Origin of the sequence: Streptomyces sp. NBC_00690 (genome assembly GCF_036226685.1) — a bacterium.
GTDB lineage: Bacteria > Actinomycetota > Actinomycetes > Streptomycetales > Streptomycetaceae > Streptomyces.
Genome location: NZ_CP109009.1, coordinates 888,125 through 911,970 on the forward strand (window position 1 = coordinate 888,125; position 23,846 = coordinate 911,970).

Here is a 23,846-nt window from a genome sequence, read left to right on the forward strand (position 1 = left end):
TCAGCACGTGAGCGCTGCTTGAGTCATTGCGCAGCCGTGGGAGGGGCCCGATGCGGGCCCCTCCCACGGTTCGTTGAGCGCGCAATTTCGCCGGTGAGACAGACAGTGAGGAGGAGGGTGTTGATCAGACCGCCACGGCGCCCGAATCCCGGACCCTCCTGGACGGGCTCGTCATCTTCAGGGAGGGAGATGCCCCGCGGGGCCGGGCCGATGCGCCCGCCCCGGACAACTGAACCGCGATTGCCGCCCATGGGGCGGTCAGTCGGCACCGCAGCCACAGCCTCCTCCGCTGTCGCTCCAGTCCGGGCAGTCTGGCATCGCACCGCGTCTTGAGCGTCGCTCTGCACGACCGACGAACAGCCCCACCGCGATCAGGTTCATGATGCTGGCCGTCATATGGGCAGGCACTCCCATGGCGATTGGCGCGAGCGCCTCCTTGTCGACGTCATGCCCCGTCGCCAGCACGACGAGCAGGAGCGGGAACGCAGCCACCATGGCGAAGTAGTGGAAGAGAATGCCGGATAACGCGGCGCGGGTGTGGCACTCAAGTGCTTCCTTGGAGCGCGCACCATCGCCGGGCCACAGGGCCGCCGCTACTGCGAACATCTGGCAGAGGGTGCAGGCCGCGAGTGTGGTGGTGAACCCGGCGAAGGTGGATCCGTACAGTACCGAGTACACGCACGCGGACAACGCACAGAGCCAGCCGGCAACGTGTCCGACCCACACCCATACCTTGCGGACCTCCGTTGCCGAGATGGATTCATCCAGCCAGTTCCGGACCATCACACTCGATCCCCCCAACTAGTCGGCTGCTACGGGCCGCCCTTATGGCTACCCCGCGGTGGGACCCCTGATGGGGCAATGTCCGGGGAAGGGAGGGGAACGGATCGTTCGAGGGCCACCCGGCGGATCGGGGGCTCTCCGGCTCGACGCACCAACGGCCGGTCACGACGTAGGCCGTGAACCCATGACTGGCCAGACCGTCACACGGCCGGTACCGGAATCGACTGGGTCCGTATGACAGCTGCCCAGGTGGCCCCGCTCTGCGCCCATCACACGACTACACGAATTGCAAATTTGTGCAATTCGCTACAATATGAACGTCGCCGCGTCCTCGCTGAGGGGTGTGGCAGCCGGGCGTTCATCCGGCCTCGGGTGCGCTAGCGCCATGGATGTGGATGAGGGAGCTGGTTTAAGGGTGCAGGTGCCGTTGTACCAGGCGAAGGCCGAGTTCTTTCGGATGCTCGGGCACCCGGTCCGTATACGGGTGCTGGAGTTGCTCCAGAGTGGTCCGATGCCGGTACGGGATCTGTTGACCGCGATCGAGGTGGAGCCTGCGGCGCTGTCTCAGCAGCTCGCAGTCCTGCGTCGCTCTGGGATCGTCACCTCCACCCGGGAGGGCTCGACGGTGGTGTACGAGTTGGCGGGCGGGGATGTGGCGGAGTTGATGCGGGCCGCCCGGCGGATTCTGACCGAGATGCTGGCCGGCCAGAACGAGCTCCTGGCGGAGCTGCGGGAAGACGTGGTCACGTCCCGGTGAGCACCTTGCTGGCCCGCCGGTCCTGCGGCCGGGTCCGATCACTGCACCCTGGCCCTGGGCAGCACCGCCGTCATCCGTGGTGACGCTGACGGCAACGGCAAGAGCATCTGGGACCCCCCTCCCCCTGTGAAACATCCCCCATGAAAGACCGAGGCAGCGGATGACCATCGAGTGGCGCTACACCACCCACCCCAACCTCAGTGTTCTCTCCCTGGCCGGGCACCTGGGCCCCGAGGCGGTGGCCCGGTTCACCGGTGCGATCGGCTGGGCCCTGGCCCGCGGAACCGGACCGGTCATCCTGGACCTGACCGAACTGCGCAGCTGGTCGACAGACGGACAGGCCGCCGTCGTCCAGGCCGCACGCCAACTCGCCGCCGAGGGACGCCGCCTGGAGCTGGCCGCGGTCCCCGCCGACGGCTTCCTCGTACCCGAGAGCCCCCATCCGTCGATCCCCGTGCACGGCGACCTGCCCACCGCCCTCACCGCCCACCACCTCGTGCCAGGGAAACAACGCCAGTGGTCCAGCGACGAGTGGCCCAACGCCACCACAACCTGACACCTGAGACACAAGAACCCGCCAGATGAGGAACACCGTGAACGACGCGACCGATGCCCTCCCGCCATGCCCCAAGTGCTCCAGTGCCTACACCTACGCCATGGGTGCACTCCTGGTCTGTCCCGAGTGCGCCCACGAGTGGACGCCGACGCCCCTCGGCTCCACGAGCGGCGGAGAGGCCCAAGCGATCAGGGATGCGGTCGGCAACGTGCTCGCCGACGGTGACACCGTCACCGTCGTCAAAACCCTGAAGGTCAAGGGCAGTCCGAGCAGCATCAAGGCCGGCACCAAAGTCCGCAACATCCGCCTGGTCAACGGTGCGGACGGCCACGACATCGACTGCAAGATCGACGGACTCGGCGCCATGCAACTCAAATCCAGCGTGGTCAAGAAAGCCTGACCGGTTCGTTCGGTGCGTACCGCCCGAGGTGCTGCTCGCGCCGAGGGAGCGCTGTGTGCCTTCTGGCCTCTGCGGATCGATGTCGCCACGTTGCGGATCCGGGCACAGATCGTCCCGGACGGGCAGTCCTGCCTCGATGATCTGCATGCCATGGACGACGAGCCCGTACCGCCGGGGGAGGCGCTGGCCCGGGTTCTGTCCGCCGTCGGGAAGCAAAGGGCGCTGCCTCAAAGCTTGGACGACGGGGTGCGGCATCGGATGTGGACGCGAACGCGACTGTGGCGGGCCTGCCGGTGACCGGCAGGCCCGCCACAGTCGTGTGAGGGAAGGGTGCCGCGCCGCAGCCAGCCACTCCACGGTGTACGAGGAGATGCCTTCGATGAACCAGCCCGAGTGGCCTCGTGTCGGTTGCTCGAAGGCGCTCACGAATCGAAGCGATGAGGCCCATGTGTATGCCGTCGCGTACGCCCGGTCGCCGGACAGGGCTACCGCCCCCCGGGGTGGACGCCTGCGGTGGCTCAATGATCGCGGCGGGCCCAGGGGTGGGAGTCAGTCGTCAGCGCTGTCGCCCCAGGGGGATCACCAGAGGCGTGTGGGAAACCGGATCCTCGATGATCTGGCACGGCAGGCCGAAGACTTCCTCGACCAGCTCTGCCGTGACGATGTCGGCCGGACGTCCGGTGGCGATCACCTTGCCGTCACGCATCGCGATGATGTGGTCCGCGTAGCGACACGCGTGATTGAGGTCGTGCAGCACCGCAACGAGGGTGTGTCCGTCGCGCTGGTTGAGGTCGCGGCAGAGCTCCAGCAGTTCGATCTGGTGGGCGATGTCGAGGAACGTGGTGGGTTCGTCCAACAGCAGCAACGGAGTCTGCTGGGCTAGCACCATGGCCACCCAGACCCGCTGTCGCTGTCCCCCGGAGAGTTCGTCGACCAAGCGCGCCGATAGATCGGTGACCCCGGTCGCGGCCATGGCACCGAGCACCGCTTGCTCGTCCGCATCGGACCACTGGCGGAGCAGCTTCTGGTGCGGGTGGCGTCCTCGCGCCACGAGGTCGGCCACCGTGATGCCGTCCGGTGCGACGGAGGTCTGTGGAAGCAGGCCCATCCGCCGAGCCACCTCCTTCGCCGGGTAGGAGGAGATCGCCCGCCCGTCCAGGTGCACGGTTCCGGCCGTGGGTTTCAACAGTCGGGAAAGGGCACGGAGCAGCGTGGACTTGCCGCAGGCGTTGGGACCGATGATGACCGTGAAGGAGCCGTCGGGGATGTGGAGGGAGAGCTCGGTGGAGATGGTCCGGGCGTCGTAGCCGAGGGTCAGATTCTCGGCCCAGAGCCGCGCGGTGTTCGGGTGATCGGGCCGGGTTGCCCCCGGTGCGGCCAGCGGTCCGGTTTCGGCTTCGGCTTCGGCTTCGGCTTCGGCTTGGTGGATGGTCATCGAGCGGGATCCGTTCGTGCGGGAGATTCGTACCGAAGACGCCTGCGGCAAGGTTTGTCGATGGTGTTCACTGGCGCCGGGCCTCACCGAGCAGCAGCCAGATCAGATATACGCCACCGATGCTGACCGTCACCACACCCACCGGTAGCTGAAGGGGCGCGAAGGCCCGTTGTGCCACCCAGTCGCTGGTGACCAGCAAGGCTGCTCCCATCACCGCCGACGGCAGTACCGAGACCCCGGGAGAGCGGACCAGTCGGCGGGCCAGCTGGGGTGCGGCCAGGGCGATGAAGGAGATGGGACCGGCGGCGGCGGTCACCAGCGCGGTCAGTGCGACACCGGTGACCACCAGCGCCAGCCGGTTGGGTTCCACCCGCACTCCGAGGCTACGCGCGGTGTCATCGCCCATTTCGAGCATCCGCATCCGGCTCGCCAGGAACAGCACCACCGGCAGCAGTAGGGCGAGTACGACGGCGACCGGGCCCAGTTGTTCCCAGCTCAGACCATTGAGGGAGCCGGCACCCCAGACGGCCGCCGCCATCGCCGTCTCCAGGTCCGCCTTGAGGGTCATCCAGGTGTTGAAGGAGGCGAGCAGTGCGCTGATTCCGATGCCGACGATGATCAGACGAAACCCTTGGATGCCCTGCCGGTAGGCGAGGAGGTACACGACGGCGGCCGTGGCAATACCGCCTGCCATTGCGCCCGCCGCCACCTGGTAGTAGCCCCCGTGCGCCAGCATGATGACGGCCAGTGCGCCGGTGTTGGCACCGGTGTTGAATCCGATGATGTCGGGACTGCCCAGCGGATTGCGAGTCAGTGACTGGAAGATGGCACCGCTCACCCCGAGCGCCGCTCCGCACAGGACGGCCAGCAGCACCCGGGGCAGCCGCCACTCGATGACAACCATGTGCACCTTGGTGGTGGCGTCGCCGAGCAACGCCCGGATGACATCGCCGGGTGGCACGGTGTACTCGCCGCTGCCGAGGGTGAGGATGCCGATGGTCGCGGTGACGGTCAGCAGGAGCAGACAGACGATGGTCGCGCGGGTGTCCAGGCGGAGCGAGAGTCGACCGCCGCGTAGATCGTGAAGGCGCATCACGCGAATGGGGCGCCCGAAGTCGACGGCGGTGCGGCCGAACCGGTTGGCTGCCTTGGTGGGTGCCACACCGGGCCGATTCGGCTTGCTGATCCGCTCCGACTTGCTTGTCTGCTCCGGCTTGCTGTCCAGAGGGGTGGTCACAGTCCGCTCGCCTTCTGCTGTCGTACCAGCGCGATGAGTACGGGTACGCCGACGAACGCGGTGACGATGCCGACCTGGAGTTCGCCCGGTCGTAGCACCAGCCGTCCGATGATGTCGGAGCTGAGCAGCAGGATCGGTGACAGCACGAGGGTATAGGGAAGGATCCACCGCTGGTCGGGGCCGACGATCCAGCGTGCGACGTGCGGGATCATCAGACCGATGAAGGCGATGGGCCCGGCGACCGCGGTCGCCCCGCCGCAGAGCAGGGTGAGGGCGACGAGGCTGAGCAGCCGGGTCCGGTTGATGTTGACGCCCAGGGCGCGGGCGGTGTCGGTGCCGAGGGCGACCGCGTTGAGCGGGCGGGCCAGCGTCAGGGCGAGGAGGAGTCCCCCCACCAGGAACGGCGCGATCCGCGCCACGGTCTGCATGTCCTGGCCCGCGATGGAGCCCGCCGCCCAGAACCGCATCCGGTCGAAGGTCTTGGGGTCGAGCAGGGTGATGCCGGAGCTGATACCGCTGAGTACGGCGCCGGTCGCCACACCCGCCAAGGTGAGACGGATGGGCGTCGCGCCGCCACGGCCCCGTGAACCGATCGCGTACACGGCGATGGTGGCCAGGACCGCGCCGAGGAAGGCGAACCAAATGTACTGGCGCAGATCGGTGAGCCCCAGGAGTGCGATGGCCAGCACGGCGGCGAATCCGGCGCCGGCGTTGACACCGAGGATGCCCGGGTCGGCGAGCGGGTTGCGGCTGAGTGCCTGGATGACCGCGCCCGCCACCCCGAGGGCCATGCCGACCAGCAGGCCCAGCAGGGTGCGGGGCAGCCGCAGATCACGGATGATCACATGGTCGTTGGAGCCGGTGTAGTGGAACAGTCCATCCCATACGGTCGCGGGCGGAAGGTATTTGGAGCCCACGCCCACGCTCAGGAGCAGCGTCGCCAGGAGCACTGCCACGGCAAGCAGCAGCCAGAGCGAGCGGCGTGCGGCGGTCGGTGCGACACCGGGCCGCGGACTCTCGCGAGCCGCGCGATTGCGGCCCTCGGTGGTCACACTGGTCACAGCCCGGCTCTCTCCATGGTCTCTTCCACGGAGTCGAGGATGTCCTCGCTCTGCTCCATGCTCGCCTCATCGCCTTCCGCCCCGCGGATCGCGTGGTCGCGCATGGAGTCGAAGGCGTCGTCGAGTTGCTGTCGGACGGTTGGATCGAGGGCGGCCCAGCGGTCTTCCCACTCCTTGGATGCGTACTGCCAGTAGCTGACCACCTTGTACATGCGGGCGGCCAGACCGAGGTCGTGCCGGAGGTAGCGGCGGATACCGCGGACCGCGTGGCTCTCGCCGGCGACCCAGACATAGCCGGGCGCGACACCGGGTCTGGCCAGGGTGCGGACGGCTTCCTCCAGCCGACTGGGTCCGATGCCGTTGCCTGCGCCGTGAAGCCAGACGAACTCCACGTCCGCCGCGGAGTGGATCGTCTGTTCGTGGCTGGCGTCGGCCACCTCGACGATCACGGTGGCGCGGGTGCCTGCGGGAAGTTGCTCCACGAGTCGTCCCACGGCCGGCAGGCCCGTCGCATCGGCGGCCAGTAGTTGGTGGTCGACCCCCGCTGGGGGGTCGTACAGTCCGCGCGGGGAGCCGATGCCTAGCTCATCGCCGGGTCGGGCGGCCTTCGCCCAGGAGCTGGCCACCCCGCCGTCATGGACCACGAAGTCGAAGGTGACTTCGCCGCGCTCGGGGTCGTACCGCCTGACGGTGTACCGCTCGCACGGTGAGCGTTCCCTGTCGGCGGGGTAGGTCCAGTCCAGTTCGGGTCGTGGCAGGACCAACTCGCCGGTTCCGGGGACGGGGAAGTGCAGCCGCAGATACTCATCCCCGACGCCGGAGGTCTTGAAGGCGCTCAGCCCGGCACCGCCGAAGACGATCCGGATCATGCCGGGGGTGAGGTAGTTGGTGGTGAGCACCGTTCCGCGGTGCAGCAGGTCTTTCATGTGCCGATCACCCCAGGAGTTTCGCGGCGGAGACGAGTTCGTCGAGCAGGGCCGTGGCGGTGAGGGCGAGGCCGGCGTTGCTGTAGTAGTTCAGGGGGGCGACTCGGCCGGCTCGGACGGCGGGCAGCCGCTGCCAGGTCTTGGCGCGGGTGGCGGGGTCGTCCGGGTTCTGGAGGATGATCAGGTCGGCAGGGGCGAAGGCATCGACCTTCTCCAGGCTGTAGTACTCATTCGACTTGCCGCTGCTGATGTCGCGCTCGGGGTCGTAGAACATCACGTCCATGCCGAGGTCCCTGGCGACGCTGAGGTAGAAGCTTCGGGTCTGGGCCCAGAACTGGGGGTTCTCGGCGCCGGCGACGAGTATCTTCTTGCCCTTGATCAGCCGCCCGACCTCTTTGCGGGCAGCGGCCAGCCGGGTGTCGTAAGTGGTGAGTCGCTTCTTCGCCTGCTGTTCCCGACCGAGGAGTGTGAGTTGCTCTTCCGTGTGGCGGCGCCAGAACGGGCTGAAGCCGCCGCCGACGACGAGTACGGGAGCGATGTCCTCAGTGAGGAGCTTTTTCTCCTGGTAGAACTTCCACCAGTCCTCGCCGATGACTAGCAGGTCCGGTTCCTGGGCCAGCACCGATTCGGCGCTCGGCTCGGTCTCGTTACCTTCGAGCGCCTTGAATCCCGAGGGGGTTTGGGCGGCGAGGTGATTGCCCTTCTCCAGCCGGTATCCGGCGACGATGGGGTAGCCGGCCATCACGGCGAACTCCATGCCGGTGCGCGGGTCGAGGGCGACGACGCGCTTCGGGTTGGCGGGGATCTTGGCCCGGTAGCCCTGGTAGGAGAAGTCGATGGTGTCGGAGCCGCTGCTACCGGAGTCGCGTACATCATCCGAGCCGTTGTTGCCGCCGCAGGCGACGAGCAAGCCGCCCAGGGTGAGGGCGCCCACTCCCCTCCCGAAGCCGCGGCGGGTGAGCTCGTTGTGGACGAGATGCGTGGGGGAAACCCCTTGACGCCCGGTCGGTGAAACGTTCCGGCAGCAACTCCGGGTGTCACTGCGCCCGCTCGTGCCCTGGTGGGCCATGGAAGTTCTCCGAAGGACGTGGTGAGGGCTCATGCGTGTAGCTCCGCTGCTTCTGCGAGGACATCGAGGAATCCGGTTGCGGTCAGGACCAGGCCGGCGCTGAAGCGGGCGTCCATGGTGACCACCTTGCGATGGGGGACTGCGGGGTGTTGTTTTCAGGTGGGGCGGGCGTCGAGCACTTTGGCCGCCTCTGCGTCGACGTCCTGCCGGATCACCAGATCGGCCCGGTCGAGCCGGTCGAACTGCTCGGAGGACAGCTCGAAGCTGTTCTGCTCGTCCTTTGGGTCGTAGAAGAGGACGTCGAGGCCCGCTTCCTTGGCGACGGACGGACGGAACCGCTCAATCCATTGCCGCAGGCCGTGGGCGCTCCCGCAGTGGTGAGGACTCCGGCCCCGATCGCGAACCGGCGCCGGGTCACTCGGGAAGCCGGGCGAAGCAGGGGTCTCGGTCGTGGTGGTGCAACCGGCATTGACGCCTCCGGGGCGGTTCATACAGAGGACTGCGAAGAATTGTCTTAGGTAAGCCTTACCTATGAATAGTCGACGGAGTGAGCAGGATGCAACATACGATGTCGGGCATACGCCAGTTCCTATCGCGATGCGGCCACTCGGCCGGCCAATGGCCCGTTCACAACAGGAAATGGCCCGTCCCAGGGAACGCCGGGAGCACCGACGGTACGGTCGGCTCTCATGCCCGCCCACCTCGATGCGCCGTCCGCGCCTCCCCCACCAGCCACGGCAACAGGTGTCCTTCCGCAATCCGTCACTGCCCGCTCCGTGCTGCGCGACGCGCTCACCGGTCAGCGACGAGGTCGCCGTCTTGCCGCCGCCTCGGCTGGGCTGACCGGCCACGATGTCGCAGAGGCACTGATACCGGTGACCATCGGCGCCATCATCGACCGCGCCGTCGCCACCGGGGATTCGGCCGCACTCGGCCGTTGGCTGCTGATCCTCACCGTACTGTTCGGCGGGCTGCTGCTGTCCTGGCGGTACGCAGCCCGGGCAGCGGCTCATGTGGCCGAGTTCGGTGGGCACAGCGTCCGGATGTCCATCGCCCAAAGGGCGCTCGACCCCAGCGGCATGGCGAGCCGCCGCATGCCCGGCGAGCTCTTCTCCCTCGCCACGGCGGACGCCCAGAACGTCGCCCGCTTCACACATACGCTCAGCACCAAGTTCGCCGCCGCTGCCGCGATCGTCACGGCTGCGGTGGCGCTGCTGTTGATCTCCGTACCGCTGGGCCTCCTGGTTCTCCTCGGCACCCCGCCCGTGCTGGTGGCGATGCAGTACGCGAGCCGCCCACTGGAACGGCGTACGGAGCACGACTACGCATCCGCGGCACAGGCCGGAGCCACCGCGACGGATCTTCTGACCGGACTGCGCGTGCTCGACGGCATCGGCGCCCAGCCCCATGCGGCCAGGCGCTATCGCGCGGTCAGCCGCACGGCGCTCGCCGCGACCCTGCGCACCGAACGTGCCCAAGCCTGCTACACGGCCGCCAACACGTTGGTCACCGGTGGCTTTCTCGTTGTGATCGCCCTGGTGAGCGCGCGAATGGCAGCGCACGGCAGCATCACGGTGGGCGAACTCGTCGCGGTCGTGGGTCTGGCCCAGTTCCTGCGCGGCCCCCTGGTCGATGTGGCGTACTTCGGCTCGGGTCTCGCCCGTGCCCGTGCTTCGGCCCGGCGGGTGGCCGCAACTCTCGGGAGCGCTCCTTCGGTAACCACTCACACACCTGCCGAGCCCGCCGATGCGCACCCGGCTCCGGGCGCCACCATCGGCTCCCTCCGGGTGGAAGGGCTGACCATCCGTGGGCCCGCGGGCGCCGGAGGTGATCTGACCGAGGTGACGTTCCACGCCGGGCCCGGCGAACTCGTGGGGATCGTCACCGATGACGCCGCACACGCCCGTGCCCTACTGGACTGCTGCGCCCGGCGGATCGACCCCGACGCCGGAGCCGTGTACGTCGACGGGGTTGCGATCCACCAGCGTGACCCGGACGAGGTGCGGCGCACCCTGGTCGCTCCACCGCACGACGCGGCCCTCTTCGCGGGAACCATCGTGGAGAACATCACCCCTTACGAACGCCCGATCACCCAGGAGACGATCGACGCGGCTCTGACCGCAGCCTGTGTCAACGATGTGGTCGACGCACTGCCCGAGGGGTTGCAGAGCGCGATCGGCGAGCGGGGACTGACGCTCTCCGGTGGGCAGCGCCAGCGCATCGCCCTGGCCCGGGCGTTGGCCACCGGGGCACCCGTGTTGGTTCTGCATGACCCCACGACCTCCGTTGACAGTGTCACGGAGGCGCGTGTCGCCGTCGGACTGCGCGCGGCCCGGGCGAACCACACCACCGTCCTGGTGACCACCAGCCCAACCCTGCTCGCGGTCTGCGACCGGGTGGTCGTGCTGGCCGACGGCCGCAACACCACCGTCGGCAGCCACGCTGAACTCCTCACGACATCGGCGTCCTACCGAGCGACGGTGCTGGCATGACCCTGACGGACAACGGTACGAACCCGCTCGGGCCCGTTCTCGACACGCTCCTGCCGACGGCCGATACGGCACAGACTCGACGGGCGGCCCTCGGTCTCCTGCGACCGCATCGCGGCCGGGCGGTCGGGGCGATCGTCCCGCTGGTGGCAAACACCCTCGCCGGTCTGGCGACCCCCCTGGTGTTGGGCCGGATGGTCGACGAAGTGGTGCGCCATGGCGCGGATGCCGTGGACTCGCTCCATGTGTGGGGAGCGGCACTGGCCGCGATCGCACTTCTCCAAGCGGTGTTGGGAGCACTCAGCCACTATCTGGTGATCCATGTCGGCGAAAACGTGGTCGCCGATCTCCGTGAGGACGTGCTCGACCGTGCCCTGCACCTGCCGTCGAAGGACGTGGAACGATCCGGTCGAGGCGACCTCGTCGCGCGGATCACCGGGGACGTACGAGTCGTCACCGACGCGGCCTCCAACGCGGTGCCGATCTTTGTGACCGCGGCTCTCGGCGTGGTCCTGACCCTCGTCGGGATGGGTACGCTCGACTGGCGTTTCGCCGTTGCCGCACTGCTCGCGGCGCCCATCCAACTCCGGGCGCTGATCTGGTACCTCAGCCGCTCCAAGCCGGTCTACCAGGCCGAGCGGAAAGTCGAGGGGGAGCGCGCACAACGGCTTCTCGACGCACTCGGTGCGGTCGACACCGTCGCCGCGCTGCGCCTGGGCCCCCGCCATCTGGACGCCATCGCGGACCGGTCCCGTGCGGCCGTCGAGTACAGCTTGCGGGCGACCACCTTGCGCACCCGCTTCTTCGGACGCCTCAACCTGGCCGAGTTGATCGGCCTCGCGGCCGTCCTTGCGCTCGGCTTCCACCTGGTGCGCGAGGGGACGGCCACCATCGGCGAGGCGACGGCCGCCGCGCTCCTCTTCCACCGCCTCTTCGATCCAATCGGTGCGCTGCTCAGCGTCTTCGACGAACTTCAGGAGGCGGGGGCTGGACTGGCCCGTCTGGTCGGGGTGACCTCGCTCCCCCGCGTCCCGGAGCCGATCGACCCACCCCGCGCTGCGGACAGCTCCCTCGAACTCGCCACGGTGTCCTACTGCCATCGGGAAGGGCTTGAAGTGCCTTCCGGAGTCAGCCTGACAATCGCGCCGGGCGAGCGGGTCGCGCTCGTAGGCAGCACCGGAGCAGGCAAGTCAACCCTCGCGCAACTGATCGCGGGCGGGTACGAGCCCCTGAGCGGAACTGTTCGCATCGGCGGTGTCGAACCCCGGGAGATGGGCGCGGTGCTCACTCGACGCACGGTCGCTCTGGTGACCCAGGAAACCCATGTGTTCGTCGGTACCCTCGCCGACGATCTGCGGCTGGCTCGCCCGGAGGCGGACGACGCCGCATTGGAACAGGTGCTGCGAGCGGTCGGTGCGGACCGTTGGATAGACACCTTGCCCGAGGGTCGTCAGACCCGGGTCGGGGCGGGCGGTCACCCCCTCACCGCACCTCAGGCACAACAACTCGCCTTGGCCCGAGTCCTGCTCCTCGACCCGCTGATGGTGGTGCTGGACGAAGCCACGGCCGAAGCGGGGAGCGCGGGAGCGCGCACCCTGGAGGCGGCCACCGATGCCGTGGTGAAGGGGCGTACGGCCATCACGGTCGCCCATCGATTGAACCAGGCCGCCACGGCGGACCGCGTTGTGGTGCTGGAGGCGGGCAAGATCGTCGAAGAGGGTGCCCATCGAGAGCTCCTTGCCGCACAGGGGCGCTACGCGGAGCTCTGGCAGGCGTGGACCGCACAGCGCCCAACACCCGAACTGCTGACTACCCCACCGCCCCCTCGAAACCTTCATACCCCTCGTACCCAGAGTCCTCGATGAGGCCGAAACACTCACCGGGTGTCCGCCCGGTGACCCGACGGAAGACGGCGACAAAGGCGCTGGGCGTGCTGTATCCCACCCGTCGGCCCACCACGGAGACGGGCAGGCCAGCGGCCAGATAGGTCAGGGCCGCTCGGATGCGGACCTGAGTGCGCCACTGCACGAAGCTCATTCCGGTGTCGGTGGTGAAGACGCGCGTCAGGGTCCGCACCCCGCAGCCGGAGAGCCGGGCGAAGTCCGTGAGACCGCGAGGGTCCGCAGGATCGGCGGTCAGCGCCTCGGCGACGACCAGCGCTCGCGGATCGGTGGGCATCGGCACCTCCACCGCGGCGATCTCCAGGGGTTGCAGCAGGTCGAACGCGACCTGCTCAGCTCGGTGCCGGGCAGCCAGCAGCATGCCGTACCGCCTCATGTGCAGCAGTATCTCGCGCAAGGCCGCACAGACCGCGACGAGCCCAGGCCGTCCCCAGACCCCGGGTGTGGTCGATGCCGGAGTGAAGACTTCGGCCCGGAAGTAGGTGGTGTTGAAGTCCGCCCCCGGGCCCGTGGAGACCGCGTGCACCGTGCCCGCGGGGAGCCAGAGTCCCACGGTCGGTGGGACGGTCCAGGACACACCGTCCACCACGGCGGTGACGGCTGTACCCGTGACCCCCCAGAGCAACTCATGATCAAACGGATGAGAGTGCGGCTCCCAGGTCCGCCCCTGTGGATGCCGCTCACGGCGCATCCGTGACGTGGATATGCCGTACGGTGCGATGACCTCTCGCAGTTCGCCCACTCGTCTCGCCCCCTCGCCCCCTCGCCCACTTGCACGCGCAGCACTATAACGCGCCACAAGTTAGGCATACCTCACTCGCCAAGGGCAGAGCCTTGGCGACAGCACGGCCATGGGCAACGCCCGAGCACCGATGCGGCGCTGAACGCTGCCCAGATGCACTGACTTGCTGCCGGGGCTGGCATCCGTGACGGGGGTGCGATCGCTCACATGGCCAACATCCTCGGTCAACCAACGGGAGGATCCCCGGCGTCAGCTTGCGAGCACGGAGGACCTTGCGGGGCAGGGCACATCCGTCGGGCCACTGCCGGGCGGGCACCCTCACGGCTAGCGGGTGATGGTCGGGAGTTCGGGGAGTTCTGCTGCGGGGTGGGGTTCGTGTACCCGGGCGAGAGCGATGAGGACGAGGGCGACCGCGACGGCGCCCGGGTCGGGGCGACCGGCGGAGCGGTGGCCGGTATAGCTGGCTCGGCCCCTGCGGGCGGTGAGCTCGGCGGTGGCACGCGCTCCTTCGACGGCTGCCAACGCCGCCGCGGTCAGAGGTCGTCGTGAGTCCGAGGGGTGGGTTGCGACCATCGCTTCGGAGGCGGGGGCGAGGGCGTCGATCAGCGTGCAGTCGCCCGGGGACGCGCCTCCGATGGCGGTGATCCGGCTCAACGCCCGGTGCAGCGCAGCACCGATGGCGGGAATGTCTGGTGGGGTGTGGTCGGCCCCGGGAGCCAGAGCGGAGAAGAGAATACCGAAGAGGGGGCCGCTGGAGCCTCCGACGCGGTCGCGGAAGGTGTCGGCGAGCGCTGTGGTACCCGTGAGACCTGTCGCAGTGGCGTGGCGGACCGCTGTGGCCACGCCACCGCAGAAGTTGTCGCCGAAGTCCCCGTCTCCACTCGCCTGGTCCAGTGCGGTGAGGTCGCTGTGGGCCTGGGCGCACAGCCGCGCGAGTTCATCGAGGAAGGCGCGGCTGCCTTGTCCTTGTTCCTGCTCTCGGCCCTGGTGGTCGAACGTGGTGGTGGGAGGTGTCAGGGTGGTGGTGCGGGAGGCAGCGGGACCCGGGAGGCGCAGGGGTGTGTCCGTTGGCAGGTCCCACAGACCCGGCCAGGCGGGGGCTAGGGCGGTCAGTGTGATGCTGAAGCCGGCCATGTCGAGGGCGGAGACGTAGGTACCCGCCGCCAGGGCGTGGACGTGGATGCCACGGGTGGTGAGGTCGTGGTGGAGCAGCGCGCCGATGGCATGTAGTTCGAGGTCGCTGGTTCCGCCGAGACCGGATACGAGTGCGATCACTCCGTACTCACCCGGTGTCACACTGCCGAGGAGCTCATCGACCATGCGGGTGACAAGGCGGCCGACGATGTGGGGTTCGGTGGTGGTGTGGGCGGCACGCTCGCCGTGGATGCCGATTCCGTAATCCAGCTCGTGCGGTTCCAGCCGGAAGGCGGGTGCCCTGGTGGCGGGGGTGGTGTGGGCGCGTGCGCAGACGGCGAGACTGCGGGAGGCGGCGGCGACCTGGTTGCCCAGTGCGGCGAGGGTGTCGAGGTCGGCCCCCTGGTCGGCCATGGCACCGAGCAGCTTCTCCACCACGACCGTAGCCGCCGTGCCCCGGCGCCCGGCGGCAGCACCCTCGGTGGCGAGGTCGTCATCGATGACTACCTCGGCCACCGGAATGCCCGCCGCGCGGACCTGTTCGGCGGCGAGGCGGAAGTTGATGCGGTCACCCGTGTAGTTCTTCACGATGTGCAGGACGCCGTCGCGCTGGCCGAGAGCGGCTGCCGCCTGAGTGGCCGCGGTGATCTGTGCGCTGCTGGGTGAGGTGAAGACCGGGCCGGGTATCACGGCGTCCAGTCCGCCTCGGCCGAGGAGACCGGTATGCAGCGGCTCATGACCGGCACCGCCCCCGGTCACCAGCGCCACCCTGCGTGGGGGCGCGGGCCTGGTCGCAAGCAGATAGAGGGGCTCGACGCACAGGCCGATTCCGGGATACGTCAGCGCCAGCCCCTGGCATGCCGTGCGCACCGCATCGTCTTCGGGGAGGAAGTAGCTCATCGGACCTCCACTGGGGGGTTGAAGTGCGATACCGGCTAGCAGGCGGCCTCGGAGAGCGGCCGGGGACGCCGATCTTCGACGCAGGCGACTGCACGGCTCCCAAGCTTGGACAGGACATCGGCGAAGATGTAGCGCCTCGCAGAGGTCGTGATCACGACACCTCCTCACTTGGAGGATTTTATGCCAGTACGACCAAATGAGGAGGGGCGGATTCGGAGCCATCGAGGTGTTTGCCGCTGCGGCCCGGCCCCCAGGGTTCCTCGCGTCGCGCGGGCGCACTTCGACGGGCGCACTTTCAGGGGAACCGCGTGCTCGAACCGAGAGGCCGGCTCGTGATGCGGGGGCACGAGGATGTCGCACCACCGGCTGGAGCCATCCACTCGTTGCCGAACCCTGGGAGCAATGGTTCAGGACCAGGTAACGGGTAGTTCCACCGGCCGGGTGAACAGGTAGCTGTCCGGTTCCCAGGCGATGTCCTCGTGTTTGGCCGCCAGGGCCAGGTCAGGCAGTTGTTCGAACAGGGTGGAGAGTGCGGTCTCCAGGTACATGCGGGCGATATTGACTCCAAGGCAGAAGTGGGGGCCGGTGCCGAAGGTGACGGCCGGGTCCTCCTGTGCACTGCGGTCGAGGCGGAATCGTTCCGGTTGCTTGTAGTGCTCTGGGTCCCATGTCGCGGCGACCCATGGAGTGACGACGGCGTCACCTGCCCGGATGAGCACCCCGTGCAGTTCGGTGTCGGTCAGCGCGAGGCGGGGCATGGAGGTCATACCGTTGTGGTGCAGTCGCAGGAGTTCGGCCACCGCGGCGGGCCATAGGGTGGGATCTCGCTGTATTCGGGCGAGTTGGTCGCCGTGTCGGAGCAGGGTGTAGACGCCGGTGGTGACGGGGCCGGTGACCGGCTCGGCGGAGGTGACGAACAGGTACATCACCGTGGCGTGCAACTGTTCTCGGGTGATGGTTCCGTGGCGGTGGGCGCGGATCAGTGCCTCCACCGGGTCCCGTGGTTCGCGTGCGTCATCATGGTCCACCGACTTGGCGTCGATGACTTCGTCGGCAAAGTCGAGCATCCATCGGGTGGATGTATCGATCTTGGCGGCCGGTGTTGTGTAGTCGACCTGGGAGCGCAGTCGGGGCACGATCTTGCGGCGTTGTCGAGGTGCCACGCGCATGAGGTCGCAGGCCAGTGTCGCCGCCAGCGGATGCGCGTAAGTACCGTGCAGATCAGCGGGGTTGGCGCCATCGCGCAGCGCCTTCGCCAGGTCTGCGGCGGCCAAAGCAACCGCGGGCTTGAGGGCGGTCGCGGCGGCTTGGTTGAAGAACGGCTGGACCACGCGCCGCACGGTGGTGTGCGCGGGAGGATCGAGGTTGAAGATGCCGCCTGGCACGCTGTTGAAGTCCTCTCCGGCGATGCGCTGCCCGCCGGGGCAGGTGAGGTCGCGGGAGAAGCTACGGCTTGATCCGATTGCGGTGATGTCGGAGCGGCGGGTGACGAGCCACGCCCGGTGCCCGGAAGGGAATGTCACCCGGGCGACGGGCCGCTCGCGCCGCAGGCGGTCGAACATCTCCGGTGGCAGCCCGTGTCCGCGGGTGGGGAAGGAGTCGGGCCAGGTCAGTTCATCGGGAATCGTGGTCATCACGGTCGTTCCTCTCGTCGGTGAGTACGGACAGGACATGGCCCGCTCCGATGGTGAGGCCGGGAATCTGCCCGTAGGCCACCACGTCGTAGACGGGCACCCTGCGGTGGTACACGAACAGTGCTCGGGACCGCGCCAGCACTCCGGTCGAGTCCAGCAGCAGCGGAGATTCGGCGAAGATGTAGCGCGTGTTGTCCTCGATCTGGGCCGGGGTGGGCTCGGAGTCGATGGAGGTCGCCAGGGCCGTGCGGGTCATCGAACACACCGCCTCTCGCATCGGGGCCTGTGTGCGGTACGCCGTCTCGATGCGGGTCCGAATCTCCCGGTAGCGCGGGTGTGCGGCGAAGCGGGTCATCACGTGGACCCTGGAGTCCGTGTCGGGCACCTCGCATTCGGCCAGGGTGCGGCGCGCCACATTGCGCATGTTGTGGATGACACGCTTGGAACGCTGGACTGCGCGCCGTGGCGCCTTGCCTGCGGAGATGTAGCGCAGCGCTGCTTCGGGAGCCCCCGGAAGAACCACATGCACATCGGCGAAGGACTCCGAGGCGCTTCGACACAACGCCGTCACGGTTTCCGTGGAGTAGAAGGAGTTGAACGGTGACAGGCCCAGCACAACGGTGCCGTATCGCTCGGCAAGGCGGGGGTCGTGGAGGTCGAGGCCCTCCACCCGGAAGCCGCTGGGAGTGATGGGTTCTTGCGGCACCGAGCGCGCGCAGTTTGTGTCGGGAGCGGGTGCGTGGGCAGCCATGCTGTGACTCATGCTGGTGACCTCAACTTTCGGTTGTCGTTGCGAGGTGGGGGAACTGCGGAGAGTCGGCTCATGGGAGTCGGAGTCTCACTTCGCGGGAGCTGGGTCGGTGTCCTTTGCCGGGAGCGGGCGGTCGGCGAGTTCGGGCTCGGGGCCCGCCTGTGCGTGGATGATCAGCGCGTGGGGGCAGGCGAGGTAGTTTGCCCAGAACGTCTCTCCGTACTTCGCCAGTCCCTGTTCGGAGACGGTCGGGTTGATCCACGAGACACGGTCGAAGCCGGCTGCCGCCAGGGCTTGTTCATGCGCTGCCGCGGACCAGCGGAAGAAGTCCAGGTCGAGCACCTCCGGCCCGACCCAGGCCCGCAGGTGCCCCGGGGTGCCCTCCGCCGGCGATTGCCGTGCGCTCAGACACATGCCATAGCCGCGGTACCACTGGGGGTCGGTGGAGAATTCGGGGTTGAGGACTGCGGCCACGAACCGCCCGCCCTCAGGGCGTAGCGCCCGACGCGCAGTGGCGCAGAACCCCTCCAACGCCTCCCGGGTGGGCGCATAGGGCAGTACGTACACGGCAGTGACCACATCGAACGCCCCGGCGATGCCGGGCAGATCACCGGCGGCCGGATCGGTGGCGTTCGCGGCCAGGTACTCCACACCCAACCCCTCGCGCTCGTCGCGCCGTCGCGCATGCTCCACCATCGCACCGGACTCGTCCATGCCAACGACCCGAGCCGCCCCTGCACCGCGCAACCGGCGGGCGTACAACCCGCTGCCACAGCCCAGGTCGAGCACATCGCGCCCGACGACGTCGCCGACCGCGTTCAAAAAGCTGTACGCCTCCACGTGCTCCCGAAAGGGCATCTCCTCCATGCTGCGTTCATACGCGGCCACTGCCGTGTCGAACTGGGAATCCATCGTCATTCTTCTTGCTCCTTTGCGTCTTGGTGTCAGGCCCGACCCCGTGGCCGGGCACTGTCAGAAGCCTGTTGAGAAGGGAGTGCCGACATCGAGTCGAAACCCCGCGGAGGCAGGGGACCCAACCCAGCCTTCGAGCGCAGGACGGATACCTCACACACTCGGCGAGACACAACGACATGTTGTGTCTTCGAACCAACGGGAACCGTCGCACCCGCAGCCGGTCTAGCCGCCATCCCCACCGAGGTGCGGCGGACTTGCTCGGTCGGCACCCTTCGTGCCGTCGGTACCCCCGGTCCAGATAATCCGTTCTTCGTCTCCGCCCTTCTTGCCGCGATCCGGCGCCGCAAGAGTCCATGCGCAATCGGAAGCGTGAACGTGTTGAACGCTTGTGCCTTTGTGAAAAACTCAGCCACGAATCCGCCCCCGGGCGGCCAACAAGGTCTCTCACGCCGCCACTTCAGTCGTCCCGCCCACTGATCAGCCCAAGGCACGACCCACCCGTGGGCGGTCGGCAGCCCGTCCCCGTCTCGCATCCCCTGTGGCGCTGCCTGGACGGCCTCAGTCGCCGTGCATCGGGATTGCCAGCCCAGTACGTTGCGAGCACGGGTGGTGTCCATCAGCGGAAGTCGAAGGACGGCGTCGAATCAGTTGCGGCGAGGCGGGCAGGAGGTGCACTGCTCAGATGGCAGCCAGCGCGGACCGCAGGTCCCTATTCGGCAGCGTGCAGAGGCGTACGTCGAAGAGGTCCGCGGGGAACCGAGGGCCACGCGGAGTCCCCGCCGCGAGGCACAACGCACGCGGCCTTCGCGGATGCGCGCGCGGTGCTACGGGTGTAGGCGACGCCTGACCATCCGTGGATCGGCCGGGCCTCGTCCACCGTTCGGTCCTTGGGTCCCGGCGAGTGGGCGCCGACCGAGGACGCGTACACCAACCCCGTGGCGGACAGTCGAACCCGCGCATCGGCCATTCCGTTCCACCCGGACATGTTGGGATCCCGGGACCGGACAAAGCCATCTGTAGGCGGATCCGATGCATGGGCGTTGACGGCTCTGGCGTCGAGGCCACGAGCGACTCCGCTGCCCGGCTCCCGAAGGCTTAGCACCGGAACGCGCGTGTGTCCTGCTAGCGGACGAGTTGCTCCAAGTCGGCAACTGCGCTCTCGATCTCTGGGAGCGTAAGTGTCGCCAGGCGCGCCCGGCGGGTGTTCGCGCCGATCACCCGATCCGCCAGGACCTGGCGACAGACCGTCGTGATGCCGTCGGGGGTGTTGTCGGTGATCTCTCGTCCGAGTCCGAGTTCCTCGACGCGGCGTGCGTTGCCGTGTTGATCTCCAAACTGAGGGAGCACCGCCATGGGTGTGGCCGTGCGCAGCGACTCCCGGACGCTGTTGAATCCGCCGTGGGTGAGGAACAGGTCGACGGATTCCAGCAGCAGCGGCTGCGGCAGACGCTCGGTGATGTGGATATGCGACGGTAGGGGATCGATGTCCACGGGGAGACCCATGGTCGCCACGAGGACGGTGCAGTCGTCCAACCGGATTGCGGCCTCGATGATCGACCGCAGGGTGTCGACCGGATCCGGCATCAAGAACGGTGGCTTCCCGGCCTCCTGGTCGGGAGTCTTCTCGTGGATCATGGGAAGTGCCGTGCCGATGGCGGCGAACACCAGCGGTCGGTCGGTGGGCAGATCCACAACCCACCGCGGCAGGACCGATCTGCGGTCCACGGTCACCGTCTGCCGGTACGACCGCGCCACCGGCAGATACCGGGCGAAGGAGTAGTCGGGCGGCACATAGTCGATGCGCCCCCGCGGGACGATCGACAGCGGATCCTCATGTGCGGGTAGCCCATGCTCTTCCCGCAGGATGTTGAGACCCGGCAGGAGCTCAGCCGGGTCGAACGCGTTGAGTGCCCCGGAGGGAGTGGGCAGTTGGGGAATGTCGAGCATCTCACCGATCAGGACGCTGCCCAGGTCCATACCGTCGCGAAGAATCAGCTCCGGCCGAAAGTCTCGCACCACGGGGAGCACCGCATCAAGAACGTCCCGGGCCATCGGACCGGACAGAACCTGTGACATGACCCGTAAGAACAGCGCCCGTCGCTGCTCGGGATTCAAGTCGGTGCGGTCGGTGATTTCCATGATTTGGGACGGCGTCGCGTGGGAGCCCGGATTGAACCCGCTGATACAGCTCGTCACCCTGACGTCGTCCTGTTTGAAGACCTCGGCGACGGGTTGGGTAGTGGCCGCCAGCACCTCACACCCTGCTGCGGCGAGGGCTCGGGCCAGTGGCAACTGGGCGCGCCCATGGGAAGGGCTGCCGAGAGTGGTGAACAGTACGCGCACGAGAAGAGGACTCCGTCCAGGTTCCTGCCATGAGACGGGAGGAGGCTGCCCTATAGCCGACCCGCCTATGCGGGCACCCTCACAACAGACCTGATCGATAGCCGGGGATGGCGCGGAACCATGCGGTCGCTACCGTCCAGAGAGGCGTGGGCAAGAGGGAACTCCTGATCGACGGCCAATGGGACGGGCCAGGGCTTGACGTGATGCTCCACAGAGGCGGGGATCGGGGTCGAGCGCAGCACCGTGGCCGAGGGCGCGTCGGACGCGGCGCACCGGAGTCCAAACCGGTCGGAGTACTACCGGGCGCGTCTGCATGTCCCTTGCGGCGCCTGGACTCCTCCGCGCTCCAACGGCAGGTGTCAGGTGATGTGGATACCGATGAGGCAGGTGTCATCGTCGGTGTCCGACTGACTATGCGAGAGGAGATCGTCGAGACGTTGTTCCAGGGATTGGTCAGGTCCTGTCGCGGTGGTGAGCAGCTGGGTCAGAGCGTCGTCGAGGGCGAGGTCCTTGCGCTCGACCAGTCCATCGGAGTACATCAGCAAGATGTCGCCCTGTTCGAGTTGCACTTCCTGTTCGCTGTAGGGGACTTGCGGTATCGCGCCGAGAAGAAGCCCGCGCCCCAAGGGGAACGACTGGGCCTTCTGGTTCCGGATCAGGACGGGCGGGAGGTGCCCGGCGCGCGCCCAGCGCAGTACGCGTGTTCGGGGGTCGTAGAGGGCGCAGACTGCGGTGGCGGTGATCTGTTCGGTGAGATGGTGGGCGACGAGATTGAGCCAGGTGAGTAGCTGGCCCGGGCCGGCGCCGGTGACGGCGAGTCCCCGTAGGGCGTTACGCAGGACCACCATGCTGGTGGCGGCTCCGACGCCGTGTCCGGCAATGTCGCCGACACAGAGGAGGATCTGCCGGGAGGGCAGGACGACGCTGTCGTACCAGTCGCCGCCGACGAGCGCGTCTGTGGCGGCCGGGCGGTACCGCACGGCGACGCTCAAGCCGGGGAGGTCGAGCGGGCCTTGGCTGGGAGGCATGATGGCGTGTTGGAGCTGTAGGGCAAGGCGGTTGCGTTCCTCGGACTCGGCCTCGCTGTAGGCGAGTTGATCTCGCGTGGCGTGCAGGGCGACTTCAGTCCAGTGTTGGGATGAGATGTCCTGGTAGGCGCCGCGGACCGTCCTGAGTTGGTGGTCGGTGTCGAGGACCGGTTCGGCGATGACACGGATATGCCGGGTGACGCCGTCGGTACGGCGCAGGCGAAAGGCTGCGGAGGCGGGTCGCCGGTACTGGAAGACCGTGTGCAGAAGGCGGTCGATGACGGTCCTGTCGTCTGGATGGGCGTGCGCGGCCAGTTCGCGCAGCGGCAAGGGTGCCAAGGTGGGCTGTCGGCCGTAGAGATCGAACAGTTGGCTGTTCCAGGTGATGCTGCCGGTCGTCAGGTTCTCTTCGAAGCCACCGATACGCCCGAGGCGCTGGGCGTGCTGCAACAGGCTCGCCAGGCGTACGGTCTCGTCCTCGATCCGCCAGATCAACACCAGCGCCTCCCCCACGCGGCTGATGCTGACGTCGGCGACCGCGGTCAAGGGGACCTGGTCGACGAGGGCGGTGAGATTCATATGCCGGGCGCGGAAGGGCTCTCCGGTCGCATGGACATGCTCGATCTTCCCGTAGAGGCCGTGGTCCTCGGCGGCCAGCGGGTACGCCTCCAGCAGCAGCGCTCCTCGGATCTGGGCGGGTGGGCGCCCGGCAGGATCGGCAAATCGGCTGTTCACGTGGCGGATGCGAAAGTCGACCAGATGCCCGTCGGAATCCAGGAGCGGGGTGAGAAGGAGCAGAGGGTCGCTGACTCCTTCCGCGAGGTCGATCAGTTCTGCCATGCCGGGTTGTTGGAGCGGCGCGGGTGCGTTGTGGGCGGGCAGGGTCTCCAGGGTGTGCCCACACAACTGGGCGAGTGCTTCGATTTGGCGGACGATCTGCGGGGGCCGCGGCGGCAGCGGTCCCGGCCAGCAGATTTCCAGCACGCCGTGCAGGCGCCCTCCTGTTCCTGCGGGGACCGCCATCCTGCCGCCTCGCGGCCACTCCTTTCTACCCAAAGAGGGCGTCGCCGTCTCGATGAGGCTGGGCAGGATGATGGGTTCGCGTTCGTCCAGGGCCCGGCGGGCGAGAGTGGTGACTCCGGGCGGCACGTGGTGCCAGCGCGCTGCCTCCTGGGGGGTGAATCCGGCGGAGCCGGCCAGGGCGAAGGAGCCGTCCCCGTGGGCGGTCCATATCGCGACCGCGCAGGCCCCGAGGGGGCGCAGGGCATTGTGGAGGAGTGCCTGTGCCATCGCCTGTGTATCGCCGGCCGCGAGGATGCCGCTCTCAGCCGTGCGCAGGCGTACGGCAGCCGAAGGGCGCGCCTGGCTATCGGGAGAAGATGCCGTGCGCTGGAGGAACTCGGCCGCGACGTGACTGACATCGTCCCGGGACGCTTCGTTCACGATGTCCACGGCCAGTTCCAGCAGGGTGAGTCCGGTGCGGCCGGTGAGGGTGGCCAGTTGCTGGGCGGCCTGGGAGGGTCCGTATCCCAGCCGTTCGATGAGGATGCCTTTCGCCATCTCGACCAGGGCACGGCCGTCCGCTTCGGCATGAGCCGCTCGGACTTCGCGCCGCAACCGTTCGACCGTGGCGGCGAGTCTGCCGACGGGGGAACTCGTGTGAGCCACGCTGTCCACCGCCGCGCCGGGAGCGTTCGGTGGCACGGCTGGGGAGGGAGCATCCAGCGTGTCCGCTCTTTCGGGTCCTGGGGTTTCGTCTGGGGTGCTCACCGTGGATGTCTGATT

The 23,846-nt window shown here is 68.0% G+C and carries 20 protein-coding genes; 6 read left to right on the plus strand and 14 right to left on the minus strand.

Annotated elements, in window-relative coordinates; all coding sequences use genetic code 11:
* Positions 1-258: 258 nt before the first annotated feature.
* Entirely contained in the window at positions 259-783 is a 525-nt protein-coding gene (locus OID54_RS03920) for a hypothetical protein (RefSeq protein ID WP_329013906.1), read from the minus strand.
* Positions 784-1,198: 415 nt separating this feature from the next.
* Between OID54_RS03920 and OID54_RS03925 the strand changes: the two genes are divergently transcribed.
* The 4 genes from OID54_RS03925 (at position 1,199) to OID54_RS03940 (ending at position 2,793) form a co-directional block, all read left to right on the plus strand.
* Positions 1,199-1,540 carry an ArsR/SmtB family transcription factor gene (locus tag OID54_RS03925; protein ID WP_329027256.1) on the plus strand — a complete coding sequence of 114 codons (342 nt, stop codon included), beginning with the start codon at positions 1,199-1,201 and terminating at the stop codon, positions 1,538-1,540.
* A gap of 160 nt (positions 1,541-1,700) precedes the next feature.
* Entirely contained in the window at positions 1,701-2,096 is a 396-nt protein-coding gene (locus OID54_RS03930) for an STAS domain-containing protein (protein WP_329013909.1), read from the plus strand.
* Between the two features lie 25 nt (positions 2,097-2,121).
* Positions 2,122-2,496 (plus strand): zinc ribbon domain-containing protein YjdM, encoded by a 375-nt coding sequence (locus OID54_RS03935; protein WP_329013911.1) that lies wholly within the window; start codon positions 2,122-2,124, stop codon positions 2,494-2,496.
* Positions 2,497-2,508: 12 nt separating this feature from the next.
* Entirely contained in the window at positions 2,509-2,793 is a 285-nt protein-coding gene (locus OID54_RS03940) for a hypothetical protein (RefSeq protein ID WP_329013914.1), read from the plus strand.
* A gap of 259 nt (positions 2,794-3,052) precedes the next feature.
* Here OID54_RS03940 and OID54_RS03945 read toward each other — a convergent pair whose 3' ends face one another.
* From OID54_RS03945 to OID54_RS03970, 6 genes are all read right to left on the minus strand, one after another.
* Positions 3,053-3,931 carry an ABC transporter ATP-binding protein gene (locus OID54_RS03945; RefSeq protein WP_329013917.1) on the minus strand — a complete coding sequence of 293 codons (879 nt, stop codon included), beginning with the start codon at positions 3,929-3,931 and terminating at the stop codon, positions 3,053-3,055.
* Positions 3,932-3,998: 67 nt separating this feature from the next.
* Positions 3,999-5,093: an iron-enterobactin ABC transporter permease gene (gene fepG / locus OID54_RS03950; RefSeq protein ID WP_443055753.1), complete on the minus strand. Its 1,095-nt coding sequence runs from the start codon at positions 5,091-5,093 to the stop codon at positions 3,999-4,001.
* Positions 5,094-5,164: 71 nt separating this feature from the next.
* The gene (locus tag OID54_RS03955) at positions 5,165-6,220 is read right to left on the minus strand and encodes an iron chelate uptake ABC transporter family permease subunit (protein WP_443055754.1); all 1,056 of its coding nucleotides are present in this window, start codon (positions 6,218-6,220) and stop codon (positions 5,165-5,167) included.
* 5 nt (positions 6,221-6,225) lie between these two features.
* Positions 6,226-7,155 (minus strand): siderophore-interacting protein, encoded by a 930-nt coding sequence (locus OID54_RS03960; protein ID WP_329013925.1) that lies wholly within the window; start codon positions 7,153-7,155, stop codon positions 6,226-6,228.
* 7 nt (positions 7,156-7,162) lie between these two features.
* Positions 7,163-8,089 carry an ABC transporter substrate-binding protein gene (locus tag OID54_RS03965; RefSeq protein WP_329013928.1) on the minus strand — a complete coding sequence of 309 codons (927 nt, stop codon included), beginning with the start codon at positions 8,087-8,089 and terminating at the stop codon, positions 7,163-7,165.
* 290 nt (positions 8,090-8,379) lie between these two features.
* Complete coding sequence (locus tag OID54_RS03970) at positions 8,380-8,715, minus strand: hypothetical protein (protein ID WP_329013932.1); 336 nt, start codon at positions 8,713-8,715, stop codon at positions 8,380-8,382.
* 198 nt (positions 8,716-8,913) lie between these two features.
* Here OID54_RS03970 and OID54_RS03975 point away from each other — a divergent pair, with 198 nt between their 5' ends.
* Together OID54_RS03975 and OID54_RS03980 are read left to right on the plus strand one after the other, a co-directional pair.
* A complete protein-coding gene (locus OID54_RS03975; RefSeq protein ID WP_329013934.1) occupies positions 8,914-10,716 on the plus strand; it encodes an ABC transporter ATP-binding protein in 1,803 nt (600 codons plus the stop codon).
* Positions 10,713-12,578 (plus strand): ABC transporter ATP-binding protein, encoded by a 1,866-nt coding sequence (locus OID54_RS03980; protein ID WP_329013938.1) that lies wholly within the window; start codon positions 10,713-10,715, stop codon positions 12,576-12,578. The genes OID54_RS03975 and OID54_RS03980 overlap by 4 nt, the downstream gene beginning before the upstream one ends.
* On the opposite strand, the gene OID54_RS03985 is transcribed toward OID54_RS03980, so the two are convergent.
* The 7 genes from OID54_RS03985 to OID54_RS04015 all read right to left on the minus strand — a co-directional run bounded on the left by OID54_RS03985 (position 12,523) and on the right by OID54_RS04015 (position 23,831).
* Complete coding sequence (locus OID54_RS03985; RefSeq protein WP_329013940.1) at positions 12,523-13,356, minus strand: helix-turn-helix domain-containing protein; 834 nt, start codon at positions 13,354-13,356, stop codon at positions 12,523-12,525. The genes OID54_RS03980 and OID54_RS03985 overlap by 56 nt on opposite strands.
* A 324-nt stretch (positions 13,357-13,680) precedes the next feature.
* Positions 13,681-15,390: a dihydroxyacetone kinase subunit DhaK gene (locus tag OID54_RS03990; RefSeq protein ID WP_329013943.1), complete on the minus strand. Its 1,710-nt coding sequence runs from the start codon at positions 15,388-15,390 to the stop codon at positions 13,681-13,683.
* Between the two features lie 407 nt (positions 15,391-15,797).
* Entirely contained in the window at positions 15,798-17,024 is a 1,227-nt protein-coding gene (locus OID54_RS03995) for a cytochrome P450 (protein WP_329013946.1), read from the minus strand.
* A complete protein-coding gene (locus OID54_RS04000; RefSeq protein ID WP_329013951.1) occupies positions 17,005-17,787 on the minus strand; it encodes a tRNA-dependent cyclodipeptide synthase in 783 nt (260 codons plus the stop codon). The genes OID54_RS03995 and OID54_RS04000 overlap by 20 nt, the downstream gene beginning before the upstream one ends.
* A gap of 75 nt (positions 17,788-17,862) precedes the next feature.
* On the minus strand, positions 17,863-18,693 hold the full coding sequence (locus tag OID54_RS04005) for a class I SAM-dependent methyltransferase (protein ID WP_329013954.1): 831 nt from the start codon (positions 18,691-18,693) through the stop codon (positions 17,863-17,865).
* A gap of 1,119 nt (positions 18,694-19,812) precedes the next feature.
* Positions 19,813-21,033 carry a glycosyltransferase gene (locus OID54_RS04010; RefSeq protein ID WP_329013957.1) on the minus strand — a complete coding sequence of 407 codons (1,221 nt, stop codon included), beginning with the start codon at positions 21,031-21,033 and terminating at the stop codon, positions 19,813-19,815.
* Between the two features lie 359 nt (positions 21,034-21,392).
* The gene (locus OID54_RS04015) at positions 21,393-23,831 is read right to left on the minus strand and encodes a SpoIIE family protein phosphatase (protein ID WP_443055520.1); all 2,439 of its coding nucleotides are present in this window, start codon (positions 23,829-23,831) and stop codon (positions 21,393-21,395) included.
* Between the last annotated feature and the right edge of the window lie 15 nt (positions 23,832-23,846).